The organism is Sinobaca qinghaiensis (assembly GCF_003610495.1).
Lineage (GTDB): Bacteria > Bacillota > Bacilli > Bacillales > Marinococcaceae > Sinobaca > Sinobaca qinghaiensis.
The window spans coordinates 251,898-267,062 of the sequence record NZ_RAPK01000008.1 but is presented as its reverse complement, the minus strand read 5'-3'; the positions used below and the strand labels follow the sequence as shown (position 1 = coordinate 267,062).

Sequence of the window (15,165 nt, the reverse complement as noted above, 5' to 3'; positions counted from 1 at the left end):
AAGGATGAAATCGCATGGAAAACAAACTGATGGATAAACTTGAAACGTATGAGAAGTACTATTCCACCCTGAAACAGGAACTGAAATGGCAGGTAGTGGATGCAAGAGTGCTTATGCTGATTTCCTCTATGTATGTGGTACGTAAAAAAGAGCTTGATGTAGAACGTTTTAAAGAAATTGCCGAATACGTGAAAAAGAAAAAAGGAGTGTTCAGTGCTTTAAACAGTGCTCAGGTATATGTAGGAGCGGCCACGCTGGATATTCGTTTCGATAATCCCGAAGAAAAGTATCATGAATGGATGGAGGTTTACGATCAACTGGTGGACAGCTCCTTTCAAAGAGGAAGCTTTACGTATATTTCCGCTCTTCTCGTGCTTGATTTAAAAAAAGAAGCAGACAGCAGGGATGATCTGATTAAAGGAGCCAAGCGTGTATTTGATTTGATGAAAAAGGATCATATGTTTTTGACGTCGAGCTCCGATTATCCGATTGCCGTGCTGTTAGCTGCATCATCGTTAGAAGAAGCACCGCTGATGGCAAAGATCGAAGAGCTGTATGGGAACCTGAATGATAAAGGGTTCAAAAAATCCAACGAGCTGCAGATGCTGAGCCATATTCTGGCCCTGCGTGACAATGAAGACACTGACATTCTCGTCAAACATGCCATGGATGTAGTCGTCACTCTAGAAGCACAGGAGAAGAAAGTCAGACCGATACATTATCCGGAAGTAGGAATTATGGCACTCGCAGAGGAAAAGGAAATGCTGGCTGATTTTATTGTAAGGATTGAAAATGCCCTGAATGAGGCCAAAGAATTTAAGTGGCATAAAAAAATGAATTTTACGATTGCGGTACAGCTTTCCGTCAGTGAATATGCAGAAGAAGCTTCTATTATGGAAACCGCTGTTCAGACATCGCTTGAAAGTATTCTTCAGGCCCAGCAGGCAGCGATGACCGGGGCAATGGCCGGAGCCATCGCTTCCGGCTCCGGTTCTGGCTCCGGAGGCAATTAAAAAGAGTGGGAACGCATAAAAAGACGAAACGCTGCGGCGTTTCGTCTTTTTTGAAGTAGTAAAGATTGTTTGATTTTATATACATTTATCCGGACAGGCTGTTTGAAAAGAGGGAAATATTTCTTATACCCCCAGCTTTTCTTTTTCTGTCACATAGTCTTCGGTTACGTGAATTTCCAGCATTTCGCCGTCTTTCATAAACTTAAAGGTTCCGTTGTTAAAGTCGGTGCCGGTTTCTTTAAAAAAGATACCTTCGTATTGTGCTTCGTTCGTATGGTTAAAGCTGATTTTATACTGAGTGCCATCCCGCACAAGATAAGCGTGACAGCCCTTCTCGTAATCACCGTCATGACCTCTAAGCTCTCTTGAAACAGAAATGATATGAAGGTCAATGAAAGGAAGCTCTTTTAGAAGAATATTAACAAAGGAGCCTTTAGTAATTTCCTCCCAGCGGCTTTTAGCGGTCTGGCCGATAATAATCTGGGTCACGCCTTTTTCCCTGGCGACTTCTCCAATGACTTTAACGACCGGGCGCTTTTCGTTATCTTTTAAAATAAACTCGGTGGCCCCGTAGTCTTCTGCAAGCTTTTTCCAGCTTTCAATGTACTGGCTCTTCTCGTGATCCAGTTCATCGGCGGGAGCAGGGTCGATTGATACTATATATAAAGGACAGTCAAGGCGGGAAGCGATTTTGCATCCCCTGCGTATTAATTTGGCACCGTTTGGCCCGTAATAAACACAGACCAGAATGCTTTCATCCATTGTACCCTTACCGGTCATGATCTTTCACCTCGTGTAAATAAATTCTTGATAATCGATGAAGCTCATCCATAGGCTACTCCTCGTTCCTGATTTTGTCAATTGATAATCAAGGGTAACCTGGAAGCGCTCTCTTTTAAATTATATCATGAGCTGGATAGAGTTTATGCATTTATTATGTGCGAAACGGCCTGCCTTTCTTTATACTAATATATAAGAAGAAAAAAACTGAAAATGATGGATCCTATTACATTCAGTGAGTAGGAGGTTACATTTTGTCCTGGCTCCATTCTGTTGTTCTTTTACCCTTTCTATATGCCCTGATGATTCCTTTCCTTTATCGATATGTCTCCCGGATTCATACCGGCTGGTTTGTTCTGCCGCTGCCGCTTATTCTTTTTGTGGTACTGGGAAGCTGGCTGGTAGATATAAGTGAAGGAGAGACGATGCTCTACACTCTTTCCTGGATTCCTTCCTATGGTATCAATCTCTCTTTTTATGTAGATGGATTGAGTCTTGTATTTGGTTTTTTAATTAGTGGAATTGGTGCATTGGTCGTTTTATATTCCATATTCTATTTATCGAAAACGAGGGAACTGCTACATAATTTTTACGTATACATGCTTTTATTTATGGGTGCGATGCTTGGCGTCGTATTTTCCGACAACCTGATAGGCTTTTATTTATTCTGGGAGCTTACGAGCATTTCATCTTTTCTGCTGATCGCATTCTGGTATCAGCGGAAAAAATCCCGGAATGGAGCGCAGAAAGCGATGCTGATTACGGTGAGCGGCGGATTTTCAATGCTTGCGGGTATTGTACTGCTTCATTCTATGGCAGGAACGTACAGCATCCGCGGCATTATAAGCCAGGCAGGAGAACTGCAGGAGCATTCCCTGTTTCTGCCGGCCATGATTTTTGTGTTGATTGGCGCCTTTGCCAAATCCGCCCAGTTTCCTTTTCATATCTGGCTTCCAGACGCAATGGAAGCGCCGACGCCTATCAGCGCCTATCTGCATTCGGCGACGATGGTTAAAGCAGGCATTTACGCCATTGCCCGCTTCACTCCACTTTTTGGAGGGACCGGGGAGTGGTTTTGGATCATTACATCGGTTGGCCTCGTTACTTTGTTCTGGGGTGCAGTCAATGCGATGAAGCAAACCGATTTAAAAGCACTGCTCGCTTTTTCCACGATTAGTCAGCTGGGCTTAATTACATCACTTCTTGGAATAGGGTCACTGGCTCTGGCTGTCACGGAGGAAGCAGAAACGGCTCTATATACGACGGCAGTTCTGGCAGCTGTGTTTCATCTAGTAAACCACTCCACGTTTAAAGGCTGCTTGTTTATGGTGATCGGTATTATTGACCATGAAACCGGTACGAGAGACACGAGAAAATTAGGCGGGCTGATGAGCCTGATGCCTATTTCTTTTACGCTGACGCTGATCGGCAGCCTTTCTATGGCAGGAGTGCCGCCGTTTAACGGTTTTTTAAGTAAAGAGCTGTTCTTTACCAGCTCCCTTTCTTTAGAAGAGACGGGGATTTTTTCAGCCGGGGCGGCCGGCCTGCTTATTCCAGCTGTAGCCTGGGTGGCAAGTATTTTTACCTTCGTTTACAGCATGATTCTTATCTTTCATACGTTCCGGGGGAAATACCGTCCGCGCCGTCTTGAAAAAAAACCAAAAGAAGCGCCTCCCGGGATGTTGATTTCCCCTGCAGTGCTTGCGGCATTTGTGATTGGAATTTTCTTTGCGCCGAACGTGCTGGCCCATTACGTGCTCGAACCTATGGTAGCTTCGATTCTGCCGGGGGATGCTGGGGATTTTTCCATTCATATTGAAGCCTGGCATGGATTTAATAAGGAGCTGTTTATGACGCTTGGCGTCATTGTGCTTGGAAGTATTTTATTTTTAACGTGGAAGCGGTGGAAAGGCATTTTCACCTTGTTTCCGCAGGTTTACACGCTTAATAATGCGTACTCTTCCGGCATATTGAAAGCGGAGCAGGCGGCATACTCTTTTACAAATATTTATATGAGCGGTTTAACGCGGGACTACATTCAGTATATTTTAGGAATACTTATTATACTGGCGGGGGGCATGCTTCTTTTCTCGGAAGGTATTTCCTTCCGGAGAATCGATGTATCAACTATAGAAGTGTATGAAGTCCTTCTTGCTGTAGGACTTGTAGCGGGTGCCCTGACGGTGATGCTCGCTTCAAAGAGACTGACCGCCATCATTGCTATTGGAGCTGTAGGGTATCTGGTTGCGCTGTTTTTTGTGATTTTCCGCGCGCCGGATCTGGCTTTAACGCAGCTGGTCGTAGAAACCGTCTCTGTCGCTTTGTATCTTCTCTGCCTGCGCTTTCTTCCGGAGTTCCGCTTTCGGGAAACGGCAAGACGTGTCCAGATTCCAAACTTGATTATTTCGTTGGGTGTGGGTGTGCTGATCACCTCCTTTACGCTCGCTGCCCAGGGAAATAAGCTGTTTCCATCGATTTCGGTATATTTCGAGGACTCCTACGAGCTGGCCGGATCAAGGAATATGGTTAATGCCATTCTGGCTGATTTCCGCGGATTTGATACGCTGCTTGAAATAATGGTTCTCTGTATTGCAGGTCTGGGCGTGTATTCTTTAATCAGTCTCAGGATGAAAGAAAAGAGGGATGATCATGAAAATTAATGATGTCATTCTTCAGACCGTTACAAAAATAGTAACGTTTATTATCCTTACTTTTGCGATTTATTTATTTTTCGCCGGGCATCATAATCCAGGCGGCGGCTTTATCGGCGGGCTGGTGATTTCATCGGCACTTATTCTAATGCTGCTGGCGTTTGATATTGAGACTGTCACCCAGACGCTTCCTATAAACTATAAAGTGATTACCGGACTTGGCGTACTGGTGTCTTTATTTACAGGCATGGCTTCCTTTGTATTCCATGTCCCATTTTTAAGCCAGGCCCATCTGCACTTTTATATGCCTATTGTTAATGAAGAAATAAATATTGCCACGACCATTATTTTTGAAATAGGGGTGGCCATGGCCGTAGTCGGCACTACAATGACCGTAATCGTAAGCATCAGCCGCAACAAAGGGGATGAGGAATAATGGAGACTGTAATGGCCTTTGTTATTGGAATATTTTTCAGCATTGGCACGTATTTAATCTTAACGAAAAGCCTGCTCCGTATTATTTTAGGAACATCCATTATTGGACACGGGGCACTGCTTCTGCTTTTAACAATGGGGGGGTTAAAACAGGGCGGAGCGCCTCTGCTTGGGGCTGAGGCGGCTCCTTACGCCGATCCGCTGCCGCAGGCGTTAATACTGACAGCCATTGTTATTAATTTTGGAACTACTGCCTTTTTCTTAGTACTTGCCTATAGAGCCTATCAGGAGTTTAAATCCGATGACATGAAGAAACTGCGGGGACCGGAACATGAATAATATCGTGATCCTGCCAATCGTTATCCCATTTCTTACGGGAGCACTGCTCGTACTTTTTCCTAAATATGTGATGATTCAGCGCCTGCTGAGCGTGCTTTCGTTTCTTGCCGTAATGGGAACGGCGGTCCACCTGCTTCAGCAGGTAGGAGGAGAAGGCATTCAGATTCTGAACCTTGGCGGCTGGGAGGCTCCGTTCGGTATTGTCCTTGTGGCGGATACCTTCTCGCTGCTGCTGGTGATTACCTCCTGCATAGTCGCCCTGGGCTGCCTGATTTATTCCTTTCAATCTATAGAATGGGAAAGAGAACGGTTTTACTATTATGCTTTTATTCAATTTTTAATTACCGGCGTCAACGGATCTTTTTTAACAGGGGACATTTTTAATCTATTTGTATTCTTCGAGGTAATGCTTCTCGCTTCTTATGTCCTGTTATCTTTGGGCGGTTTAAAAAAACAGCTTCGGGCAGGCATTATGTATGTATTGATTAATATCGTGTCTTCGATGCTGTTTATTGTGGCGGTTGCCTACTTGTACGCGGTAACGGGAACGCTTAATATGGCTCATCTGTCGGTGCGTGTAGCAGAAGCCGGCCAGCCTGATCTGCTTACGGCCATTGCCCTGCTGTTTTTAGTCATTTTTGCTGTGAAGTCGGCGCTGCTGTTTTTCTATTGGCTGCCGGAATCCTATAGCGCACCGCCGACTGCTATTTCCGCGCTTTTTGCCGGACTGCTGACGAAGGTGGGAGTATACGCAATTTTCCGTATGTTCACCCTGATTTTTTATCACGAACCCGGCATCACCCACAGCGTTATCGCCTGGATGGCCGGCTTGACGATGATTCTGGGAAGCATCGGAGCGGTGGCTTATGGCAATATTCAAAAAGTGCTGGCATATAATATCGTAATAGCTATTGGTTTTATCGTGATCGGAATCGCTGTGTTTCAGGAAGCGGCACTTACCGGGGCTATTTATTATCTGATTCATGATATGGTGGTAAAAACTCTCCTCTTTCTACTCGGAGGCGCAATGGTCGGGCTTGTCGGTACCTATCAATTAAAAGAAATGAGCGGTATGATCCGGAATCATCCATATTTGGGCTGGATGTTTTTTATCGCTTCCTTCGCCCTGGTCGGAGTACCACCGCTGAGCGGATTTTTTGGCAAGCTGCTCGTACTGCAGGGGACGCTGGAAACCCAGTTTTATGTGCTCGGAGTGATCGGGCTGCTTTCCAGTCTGGCCGTGCTGTATTCGACGATGAAAATTTTCATGAATGGATTCTGGGGAGAAAACCAGTTAAGCAAGGAGGATGAGAAAACCTCAACGCACGGTCTTCTGCTGCCCTGTACCCTGCTTATATGCGTGAGCCTGTTTTTGGGAATTGGAGTGGAATGGGTGAATCCATATGTAGCGGCGGCCGCCTCTGATTTAATGAATCCTGCTGTTTACATCGAAGCGGTACTCGGGCCTGCTTAATCAAAACGGCAAAGGAGAGGATAGAACATGCCGGCGCAAATACTGCTTAATATTTTAATCGCTGTTCTGTGGGCATCTTTTCAGGACGAAGAAGGTATTTATGTAACAACGTTAATGACAGGTTATGTAATCGGGCTGGTACTTATTTTCTCTTTCCGCCGTTTTTTTCCAAAGGAATTCTATTTGTGGAAGCTCTGGAGCATAACTAAGCTGCTGTTTATTTTCATTAGAGAACTCGTCTCCTCAAGCATCCTTGTGATCCGGCAGATTCTGCGTCCGCGCCTGAACATTACGCCCGGCATTTTTAAACTGGAAACAGAACTTTCCACGGACTGGGAAATTACCTTTCTCGCGATGCTGCTGATGCTGACGCCGGGTTCGGTGGTCATGGAAGTATCTGCTGAGGGAAATGTGCTGTATATCCATGCGATGGACATACCGGAATCGCAGAATAAAGTAATTGCCACTAAAAATTCGTTCGAACAAGCTATTATGGAGGTGACACGCTGATGTTTGCGATTGCGATGGCTGTCAGTCTAGTCTTTTTATCTGTTTCTATTCTCGTCGGGCTGTACCGTATTATTATCGGTCCCTCTATGCCGGACCGGGTCATAGCGCTTGATGCCATTGGTATTAATCTAATTGCCATGGTTGCTGTGCTCTCTGTCACGTTTCGGACGAGCGCCTATCTGGAAATTATACTGTTGATGGGAATCATTGCCTTTATCGGCACTGTCGCTTTTTCCAAGTACATTGAGAGGGGGATTATCATTGAGTCCAGACGCGGTGATTGAAACCATTGTAGCGCTTCTTCTGCTTATTGGAACCACGCTTGCCCTGCTCAGTGCCATTGGTATTCTCCGGCTGCCTGATATATATACCAGGTCCCATGCCGGTACGAAAAGTGCTACATTAGGCGTGCTTTGCACCCTGCTTGGCACTTTCATTTTTTTCGCCGGTATTGAGAATTTTTTCAGCGTCCGTTTGATTTTGGGTATTTTATTCGTGTTTTTAACGGCTCCGGTAGCAGGGCATCTCATGTGCCGTGCCGCTTACCGCTCGGGTGTCCCTATGTCTGACCGGAGCGTAAGCGATGAGCTCAAAGAAGTACTCTCTGTAAAAAAAGAAGAGTAGATGTGCAGCGCGCGGCAGACGACGTTTTTAAATAGGCAAAGGAATCGGCCTGCCGGCGTAGAATACATAATATATCAAATAAAACGAAGAGGCGGGAGCAGAAATGAGTATGCAGGCAGAACGTATTTTTGTTAATCTTCCGGTAAAAGATCTACAGAAGTCGATCGATTTTTTCTCGGCGGTTGGATTTGAATTTAACCCTCAGTTCACCGATGAAAACGCGACGTGCATGATCATTAGTGAAACAATTTTTGCGATGCTTTTAACAGAGCCGTTTTTTCAGACGTTTACAAAAAAGGAGATTACCGATACGTCCCGGAGCATAGAGGCGATAACGGCTCTGCAGGTGGACAGTCGGGAGAAGGTCGATGAAATTATCAGTAAAGCCGTCGGGGCCGGCGGGACTTCTCCGCAGGAACCGGCAGAGCAGGGGTTTATGTACGGATCGAGCTTTGAAGATCTGGACGGACACCTGTGGGAGGTTATGTATATGGATGAAAGTGCGGCTGATCCGGAAGGGTGAAGCGGTAATGGTGCTGCCGGATCCGGCAGCGCCTTTTTTGTGTTCGGCAGGGAAAAGAAACCGGCTTTCGATTGCCCGGCTACTGTGATAAGCTAGAAAATAGTTACGTATTTTTTGAAAAGAGGGATCACATGGGAAGCTACGATACGCTTCTAACGAATTTTACAGAAGACATTAAACGGGAAAACGAACGTCTCGTTGCCAGTTGTTACGGAGGGTGCCGCTCAGAGCTTTCAGGGCCTCAGGAGTTTTCCGGCGCATTTATCATAACAAATGAACGGGCCGTATTTTTAAATAAAAAGTACAAGCCGGAAGAGTTTATTACGTTTGATTATAAAGAAATAAAAAATATCAGACTGCTCGAAGAACGGAAGGTTGGATTTGAAGCCGGGGCCTACAGCATTACGCTTCGAGACATTAAATATGCGAAAGCCGGCGATATAGCGGCCGAGCTTTCCAACCAGCTGCAGCAGATACAGATGGAGGAAGAAACCACCGCTGAAGAAAAAGAAGAGTTTTCGCAGCAGGTGCCGTTTGCGTATGTGCCGTTTACCTATAATGATAAATGGTGGTATTCCACATGGTTTATTACTGTTTTAGGTATTCTCGCCGTTCCTACTCTTTTTCTGAGCGGAGTGGCGGCCATCATTTTAGCAAATGTCCAGAAGAATAAGCGGTTAACGATTACCCATCACTATCAGGAGATGAACGAAGAGCTGAATAAACGTTTCCAGGAGAAAATTTTCCAGATGGAAAATGAATTCGCCGACAAGAAAAAGCTATATGAGCGTGATATGGCCCAGCGTGCCGGGGAAGCAGCGGCGCTGGACAGAACCATTGAGTCCAAGAACCAGGAAATGACAAAGCTCTGGGATCAGCAGAATTCGTTTGGAGACCAGCTGGAATCACTGCAGGTATCCAAGCGCCATTTGGAAGAAGAGCATGAACAGCTGGGAATGAAAGTAATGGAGCTTGCCGAAACAGCAAGCATCGCCGAGGGATACCGGAAGCTGAAAGAAGAAGTGAATCTTCAGGATGTTCATGCGTTTGAACGGGCATTTGATTTTAAAGAAGCGGATGAATACCGGACTCTTTACCACAGCTGGAAACAGCAGCAGCGCGATATGATCGTGGAAGACCGTGCTGTTATGGTTCATGAAGGTGCTTTTGCCGGCGCTGAGGAAGAGGACGAAATCCCGGCTTCTCACATCAATATGAAAAAAATGATGCTCCGCGCTTTTAATGAGGAGTGCGAGCTGACGATTACGACTTTGGTGAAAGGCCAGTTTGAAACAGCTACCAATCGTATTCATAAAGCGTTTGACCAAATTAATATGCTTGCCCTGCCCTTTGGTATGGAGCTTTCGATGGATTATCTGGATGCCAAAATAGCTGAGTTGAATATCTGCTATGAAATGCTGGAAGCAACCGGTGAAAAAGATATTTTATTGAAGGAAAAAGCAAAATAAGCAGGAACGGCTTCAGGCCGTTCCTGCTTATTATTTTCAAATAGGTTCATCCAATCGCTGCAGAGAGGGCGGTTCTTCTTTATTTCCAAGTACAAGAAAGGTAGCTTCTTCGCCGGGGGCCAGATCACAGGTGAATACGTCTGAGCCGCCGGCTTCTTTTTTCACCTGAAGGTGGTGTACACCCGGCTCTACAGTAAATGACAGCCTTTGGTTCCGTTTAATACGTCCGGTTTCCTTTTCATCAATCAGCAGCTGAAATCCCCGCAGAACCGCGTAGCGTTCTTTGCGGCGGACAAATGTAACAGTTGAGGATGCTTTCATTCGTTACCCTCCTTCGTGTTCATTGATAAAAAAGGTTTTTTTCATCGTATCACATTTTTAAGGCCTGATAGTAACCATTTGTGAAAGAGCAGCTCAAATGCAGCCGGAACATCAAAACGATCAGCCGATGCATCATGTCAGCTTTAAAGAAAACACACGCCGGGGTATTTCCAATTAATTCTGACTGTACTACTAGCCAATCTGTTCGCCTATGCATTACACTAAATACAACCGTACGAATGGTGTGAATGGAAAAGGAGATAGAATGATGAATTTCCCTATAAATCAAGATAGAGATTACCATATTCTTGTCGTCACGTCTGTTGCAGCGGAAAAAGATGCTGTTCTCAGAGGGCTTAATGCCTCGAGCAGCTTTGATGTGGTGACCTCGGGAGTAGGATCAGCCGCAGCCGCTGCAGCCACTGCTTCCGCTTTGGCCCGCACCCGTTACGATCTGGTAGTAAGCGCAGGCATTGGCGGTGGATTTGAGGGGCAGGCGGAAGTGGGATCCCTCGTTATCGCCAACGAAATTATTGCAGCCGATCTGGGAGCGGAGACAGAAACGGGCTTTCAGACGATTGAGGAAATAGGCATGGGACCGGACCGTGTGATCGTTGACGAAGGAAAAATAGATATCGTCAAACGGGCGCTCCGGTCATCTGACCTTGTTATTAACATAGGACCGGTGCTTACGTTGTCTACCGTAACCGGTACAGCCCAAACAGCGGAAAAGCTGGCCAGACAGGTCCCCGGAGCAGCAGCGGAAGCAATGGAAGGATTTGGCGCCGCTACAGCCGCGGAAATGTTCGGCGTGGATTCAATGGAAATCCGTGCTATTTCAAATACGGTAGGTCCGCGTGACCGTTCGGCCTGGCGCATCACTGAGGCGCTTGAAACACTTGAAGCAGCAAGTTTCATATTATCGGAGGTGCTTATTGAATGAATATAGCTTATTCCCCATGCCCAAATGATACATTTGTTTTTCATGCTCTGGCGCATGGCTTAATTGAAGGAGCTCCTGAGCTGGAGGTTCAGTACGCAGATATTGATATTACAAATACACTGGCAGCAAAAGGAGAAGGCCCGGAAGTGATGAAGATTTCATTTGCGGCTCTTCCCTATGTAATAGATGACTATGCGCTTATCCCCTGCGGAGGTGCACTCGGACGCGGCTGCGGTCCGCTGATTCTGACAGCAGGAGAAAAAAATCCAGGTGACCTGGCCGGGAAAACGGTAGCGGTGCCAAGTGAACGCTCCACGGCGTATATGCTTTTTCGTTTCTGGGCTAAACAGATGATGCCGGAGAGCCTGCCTGTAATCAAAGTAATGCCGTTTGACGATATTATGCCGGCTGTACAGGAAGGCCGGGTAGATGCAGGACTGGTTATTCACGAAGCGCGGTTTACTTATCAGAATTATGATCTGAACATGATGGAGGATCTGGGAGACTGGTGGGAAAAAGACACGGGTCTTCCTATCCCCCTCGGTGCTATTATTGCGAAACGCTCGCTTGATGCAGAAAAAATAACGGAGTGGGTCCGGGCTTCGGTTGATTACGCGTGGGAGCATCCGGAATCATCAAAGGATTACGTAATGGAGCATGCGCAGGAAATGTCTGTAGATGTCGCAGAATCGCATATTGATTTATATGTGAATGAATTTACACGCGACCTTGGCGAAGATGGATTTGCTGCTGTAGAATCTCTTTTAAGCCGTGCGGCAGAAGAGAATATTGTGCCTTCATTTGATTTATCAAAATTAAGAAAATAACTGCGAGAATGCGTGGACAGCCGCTGAAACCGGCTGTCTTTTTTTCGTTCCGGCTTATTTTTCCGGGCGCGCTTATGGTATTATGCTTATACCTTTACAAATACAGATAATGGATGGTGCTTCAAATGAAGATTTTAGTCGTAGAAGACAATGCAAGCGTTCGTTCCATGCTGGATATGTTTTTTTCCAAAGAAGGAATCACAGGAACTTTTGCGGAAGATGGGCTGAAAGGATACGAGCTGTATAAAAAAGAGGCATGGGACCTGCTTATACTGGACTGGATGCTTCCCGGTATGGACGGCGTAACGCTCTGCCGGAAGATCCGGGAGGAAAAAAGCACGGTGCCGATTATTATGCTTACGGCCAAAGACAGTGAATCCGAGCAGGTTATCGGTTTTGAAATGGGGGCCGATGATTACGTTACAAAACCGTTCAGTCCGCTTGCTTTGATGGCCCGTATACGGGCGGTCACGAGAAGGACCGGAGCCGGAGTAGAAGAAACGCAAGATGCCCACCTTACTACATCACGCTATTTTAAAATAAACGACCGGACGAGAGAAGTATTCTATAAAGACACACCGGTTCTTCATTTGACGCCGAAAGAGTTTGATCTTCTGCATTTTTTAATAAAAAATCCCAGGCAGGTATTTACGAGAGAACAGCTGCTCGAACAGGTGTGGGGCTACCAGTTTTATGGGGATGAGCGTACGGTGGATGTTCACATTAAAAGACTCCGCAAAAAAATAGAGAGCGAAGAAAACACCATTTTCCACACCGTCTGGGGCGTAGGTTATAAATTTGAAGAAATGGAAGCTTTGTCTCATGAAGATTAGGTATATGTATCAGCTGCTGGCCAGCCACCTTGGGGTATCGATTCTGGCGCTTTTGATTCTGGGGCTGCTGTTTGTTAATTTTGTCGAAGAATTTGTTTATCAGGATAAAGTAGATGAGTTGACTGCTTATGGCGAAGACATTTTAAACGATCTGGACAGCGGTATCAGTACGACATCGCTTGCTCCGTATAGTGAAGTACTGCGTGTGCAGAATATTAATTTCAGCGTATTCGATAACGAAGGCAGGGTGCTTTATCCGGAAGCTGGCAGCTTTCCGAATCCGCAGTTGACGGATGAAGAATGGACCCGGATTCAAAACGGGGAACTCGTGGAGGAAACCCGCGATGCCGGACGCTTTGACCAGACTGTGTCACTGGTTGTACTGCCTTTTTTTGAAAATGGGGATTTCTCCGGCGGCGTTCTGCTCGTGTCCCCTATCAGCAGTTCGGCTGAAATCATTGGACAGATCAATCAGTATTTACTTTATACCGCGCTGATTGCGCTCGCAGGTGCACTGCTTTTCAGCTATCTTTTGTCCAGGTTTCACGTAAACCGGATTCAGCGCCTGCGAAACGCAACCTCCTCCATTGCGGAGGGGAACTACGACGTCGACGTGCCATCTTCTGACTTTGACGAAATTGGAGAGCTTGCCAGTGATTTTCAGGAAATGGCTGCGGATTTAAAGCGGTCTAATGCTGAAATAGAAAGTCTGGAGAACCGGCGCCGCCAATTTATTGCTGACGTCTCCCACGAAATGAGAACGCCGCTTACGACAATCAAAGGGGTGATCGGCGGTCTTGAAAGCGGAATGATTGAGGAAGAGCAGAAGGAAAAAGGGCTGCGCTTGATTAATGAAGAAACCAAGCGGCTGATCCGGCTGGTTAATGAAAATCTCGATTATGAAAAGATCCGCTCAAATCAGCTGGTGCTTCATAAGGAGCAGGTACAGATAGAAGAAGTGTTCGAAATCATTAAAGAGCATTTAATTCCCCAGGCAGAAGAAAAACAAAATCGGATTATTATTGAAGCAGCACCGCACGTTACGGCATCCGCCGATTACGACAGACTTACCCAGATCTTAATGAATATAACGAAAAACAGCATTCAGTTCACAGAAAAAGGAACCGTATGGCTTAGAGCCCGGGAGGAAGAGGCGGAAACGATACTGGAAGTGGAAGATACAGGAGAAGGCATTGATCCGGAAAAAATAAAAACAATCTGGCGCCGTTTTTATAAAGCGGATATTTCCAGAGCCAACCTGACATTTGGGGAATTCGGACTTGGACTTTCTATTGTAAAGCGCCTCGTTGAACTCCATGAAGGAACAATTGAAGTGAAAAGCGAAAAAGGAAAAGGAACGATTTTTATTGTGCGCTTTCCTAAATAGACATGCAGCCGGCAGGGGAGAAATCTCCTGCTGTTTTTTTATGAAAAGTTTCTTTGTTCCTTCATACTCTGTTCATAGTTTATTCATAACTCCCGGTTATGCTGTAAAAGAAGGTAGAAAAGACAGAGAGAAAGAGGCGTTGGGGATGTTTAAAAAAGGAAAAAAGAGATATTTTATTGGCGCGATAATTGCTGCTGCAGTAATAGGGCTTTTAATTACAGGCTTCAGCCGCAGCGATGCGGTAGCCGAAGTAGGAGATGAAAAGATTACGAAAGATGAACTGTACGAAGAAATGGCCGCGACTTCCGGAGAAGCGGCACTGGATACGATGATAACGGAAGAAGTGGTTAATGCCGAGGCGGAAAAGGCTGAAGTAAAAGTCACACAGAAAGAGATTGATGAAGAAAAAGCCACACTGGAAGAATCATACGGAGGGGAAGAGGGCCTGGAGTCAGCCATATCGCAGAGTGGTCTGACGATGGAAGACCTGGAAGAACAGATGGAAACAACACTTAAAGTAGAAAAGCTGATGGAAGCAGACATTTCTGTATCAGATGAAGAAATTGAAACCTATTATGAAGAAAACAAAGAAGATCTTGGTGAGCCGGCTCAGGTAGAAGCAAGCCACATTCTTACAGAAGATAAAGAAACGGCGGAAGAGATAAAAGCCAAACTTGATAATGGAGAAAACTTCGCAGAGATCGCGGAAGAATATTCCACCGATACAGCTTCAGCTGAAAATGGAGGAGAACTTGGATTTTTCGGTACGGGAGAAATGGCAGAAGCCTTTGAAAAAGCTGCCTTTGACATGGAGCCGGGAGAAATAAGCGAACCGGTAGAAACGGAATTCGGCTTCCATATTATTAATGTCACCGACAAAAAAGAAGCCGAGGAAGCAGCTCTTGAAGACAGCAGAGCGGAAATTGAGGAAACGCTGAAAAACCAGAAGCTTGATGCGAATTACACGACCTGGCTGGAAAAAACAAAAGAAAAATATGATATAAAAAATTCATTAATGGATGAACAGGAGTAAACG

17 protein-coding genes are annotated in these 15,165 nt (G+C 45.7%); 15 read left to right on the top strand and 2 right to left on the bottom strand.

The features are described from left to right. Nucleotides 1-14: 14 nt before the first annotated feature. Nucleotides 15-1,013: a DUF4003 family protein gene (locus ATL39_RS08670; protein ID WP_120192951.1), complete on the top strand. Its 999-nt coding sequence runs from the start codon at nucleotides 15-17 to the stop codon at nucleotides 1,011-1,013. A gap of 123 nt (nucleotides 1,014-1,136) precedes the next feature. Here ATL39_RS08670 and ATL39_RS08665 read toward each other — a convergent pair whose 3' ends face one another. Beyond that, the gene (locus ATL39_RS08665) at nucleotides 1,137-1,793 is read right to left on the bottom strand and encodes an adenine nucleotide alpha hydrolase family protein (protein ID WP_120192950.1); all 657 of its coding nucleotides are present in this window, start codon (nucleotides 1,791-1,793) and stop codon (nucleotides 1,137-1,139) included. 254 nt (nucleotides 1,794-2,047) lie between these two features. Here ATL39_RS08665 and ATL39_RS08660 point away from each other — a divergent pair, with 254 nt between their 5' ends. The 9 genes from ATL39_RS08660 (at nucleotide 2,048) to ATL39_RS08620 (ending at nucleotide 9,818) form a co-directional block, all read left to right on the top strand. Then, nucleotides 2,048-4,453 (top strand): Na+/H+ antiporter subunit A, encoded by a 2,406-nt coding sequence (locus ATL39_RS08660; protein WP_120192949.1) that lies wholly within the window; start codon nucleotides 2,048-2,050, stop codon nucleotides 4,451-4,453. After that, a complete protein-coding gene (locus tag ATL39_RS08655) occupies nucleotides 4,443-4,880 on the top strand; it encodes a Na(+)/H(+) antiporter subunit B (protein WP_120192948.1) in 438 nt (145 codons plus the stop codon). Before ATL39_RS08660 ends, ATL39_RS08655 begins: the two co-directional genes overlap by 11 nt. Next, complete coding sequence (locus ATL39_RS08650) at nucleotides 4,880-5,218, top strand: Na(+)/H(+) antiporter subunit C (protein ID WP_120192947.1); 339 nt, start codon at nucleotides 4,880-4,882, stop codon at nucleotides 5,216-5,218. Before ATL39_RS08655 ends, ATL39_RS08650 begins: the two co-directional genes overlap by 1 nt. After that, a complete protein-coding gene (locus tag ATL39_RS08645) occupies nucleotides 5,211-6,692 on the top strand; it encodes a Na+/H+ antiporter subunit D (RefSeq protein ID WP_120192946.1) in 1,482 nt (493 codons plus the stop codon). The genes ATL39_RS08650 and ATL39_RS08645 overlap by 8 nt, the downstream gene beginning before the upstream one ends. Before the next feature lie 27 nt (nucleotides 6,693-6,719). Beyond that, complete coding sequence (locus ATL39_RS08640; protein WP_120192945.1) at nucleotides 6,720-7,202, top strand: Na+/H+ antiporter subunit E; 483 nt, start codon at nucleotides 6,720-6,722, stop codon at nucleotides 7,200-7,202. Further along, a complete protein-coding gene (locus ATL39_RS08635) occupies nucleotides 7,202-7,486 on the top strand; it encodes a Na(+)/H(+) antiporter subunit F1 (protein ID WP_120192944.1) in 285 nt (94 codons plus the stop codon). Before ATL39_RS08640 ends, ATL39_RS08635 begins: the two co-directional genes overlap by 1 nt. Then, nucleotides 7,464-7,826 (top strand): Na+/H+ antiporter subunit G, encoded by a 363-nt coding sequence (locus ATL39_RS08630; RefSeq protein ID WP_120192943.1) that lies wholly within the window; start codon nucleotides 7,464-7,466, stop codon nucleotides 7,824-7,826. Before ATL39_RS08635 ends, ATL39_RS08630 begins: the two co-directional genes overlap by 23 nt. A gap of 103 nt (nucleotides 7,827-7,929) precedes the next feature. After that, complete coding sequence (locus tag ATL39_RS08625; protein ID WP_120192942.1) at nucleotides 7,930-8,349, top strand: VOC family protein; 420 nt, start codon at nucleotides 7,930-7,932, stop codon at nucleotides 8,347-8,349. A 131-nt stretch (nucleotides 8,350-8,480) separates the two neighbouring features. Beyond that, nucleotides 8,481-9,818, top strand: coding sequence for an SNIPE associated domain-containing protein (locus ATL39_RS08620; RefSeq protein ID WP_120192941.1), 1,338 nt, complete (start codon nucleotides 8,481-8,483; stop codon nucleotides 9,816-9,818). Nucleotides 9,819-9,854: 36 nt separating this feature from the next. Here ATL39_RS08620 and ATL39_RS08615 read toward each other — a convergent pair whose 3' ends face one another. After that, a complete protein-coding gene (locus tag ATL39_RS08615; protein ID WP_120192940.1) occupies nucleotides 9,855-10,139 on the bottom strand; it encodes a hypothetical protein in 285 nt (94 codons plus the stop codon). A 268-nt stretch (nucleotides 10,140-10,407) separates the two neighbouring features. On the opposite strand from ATL39_RS08615, the gene ATL39_RS08610 reads away from it, so the two are divergent. The 5 genes from ATL39_RS08610 to ATL39_RS08590 all read left to right on the top strand — a co-directional run bounded on the left by ATL39_RS08610 (nucleotide 10,408) and on the right by ATL39_RS08590 (nucleotide 15,162). Next, nucleotides 10,408-11,082 carry a futalosine hydrolase gene (locus ATL39_RS08610; RefSeq protein ID WP_245960959.1) on the top strand — a complete coding sequence of 225 codons (675 nt, stop codon included), beginning with the start codon at nucleotides 10,408-10,410 and terminating at the stop codon, nucleotides 11,080-11,082. Continuing rightward, a complete protein-coding gene (locus ATL39_RS08605) occupies nucleotides 11,079-11,909 on the top strand; it encodes a 1,4-dihydroxy-6-naphtoate synthase (protein WP_120192938.1) in 831 nt (276 codons plus the stop codon). Before ATL39_RS08610 ends, ATL39_RS08605 begins: the two co-directional genes overlap by 4 nt. 125 nt (nucleotides 11,910-12,034) lie before the next feature. Continuing rightward, nucleotides 12,035-12,742 carry a response regulator transcription factor gene (locus ATL39_RS08600; RefSeq protein ID WP_120192937.1) on the top strand — a complete coding sequence of 236 codons (708 nt, stop codon included), beginning with the start codon at nucleotides 12,035-12,037 and terminating at the stop codon, nucleotides 12,740-12,742. After that, complete coding sequence (locus tag ATL39_RS08595; protein WP_120192936.1) at nucleotides 12,732-14,129, top strand: sensor histidine kinase; 1,398 nt, start codon at nucleotides 12,732-12,734, stop codon at nucleotides 14,127-14,129. Before ATL39_RS08600 ends, ATL39_RS08595 begins: the two co-directional genes overlap by 11 nt. A gap of 145 nt (nucleotides 14,130-14,274) precedes the next feature. Next, the gene (locus ATL39_RS08590; RefSeq protein WP_120192935.1) at nucleotides 14,275-15,162 is read left to right on the top strand and encodes a foldase protein PrsA; all 888 of its coding nucleotides are present in this window, start codon (nucleotides 14,275-14,277) and stop codon (nucleotides 15,160-15,162) included. Nucleotides 15,163-15,165: the final 3 nt, after the last annotated feature.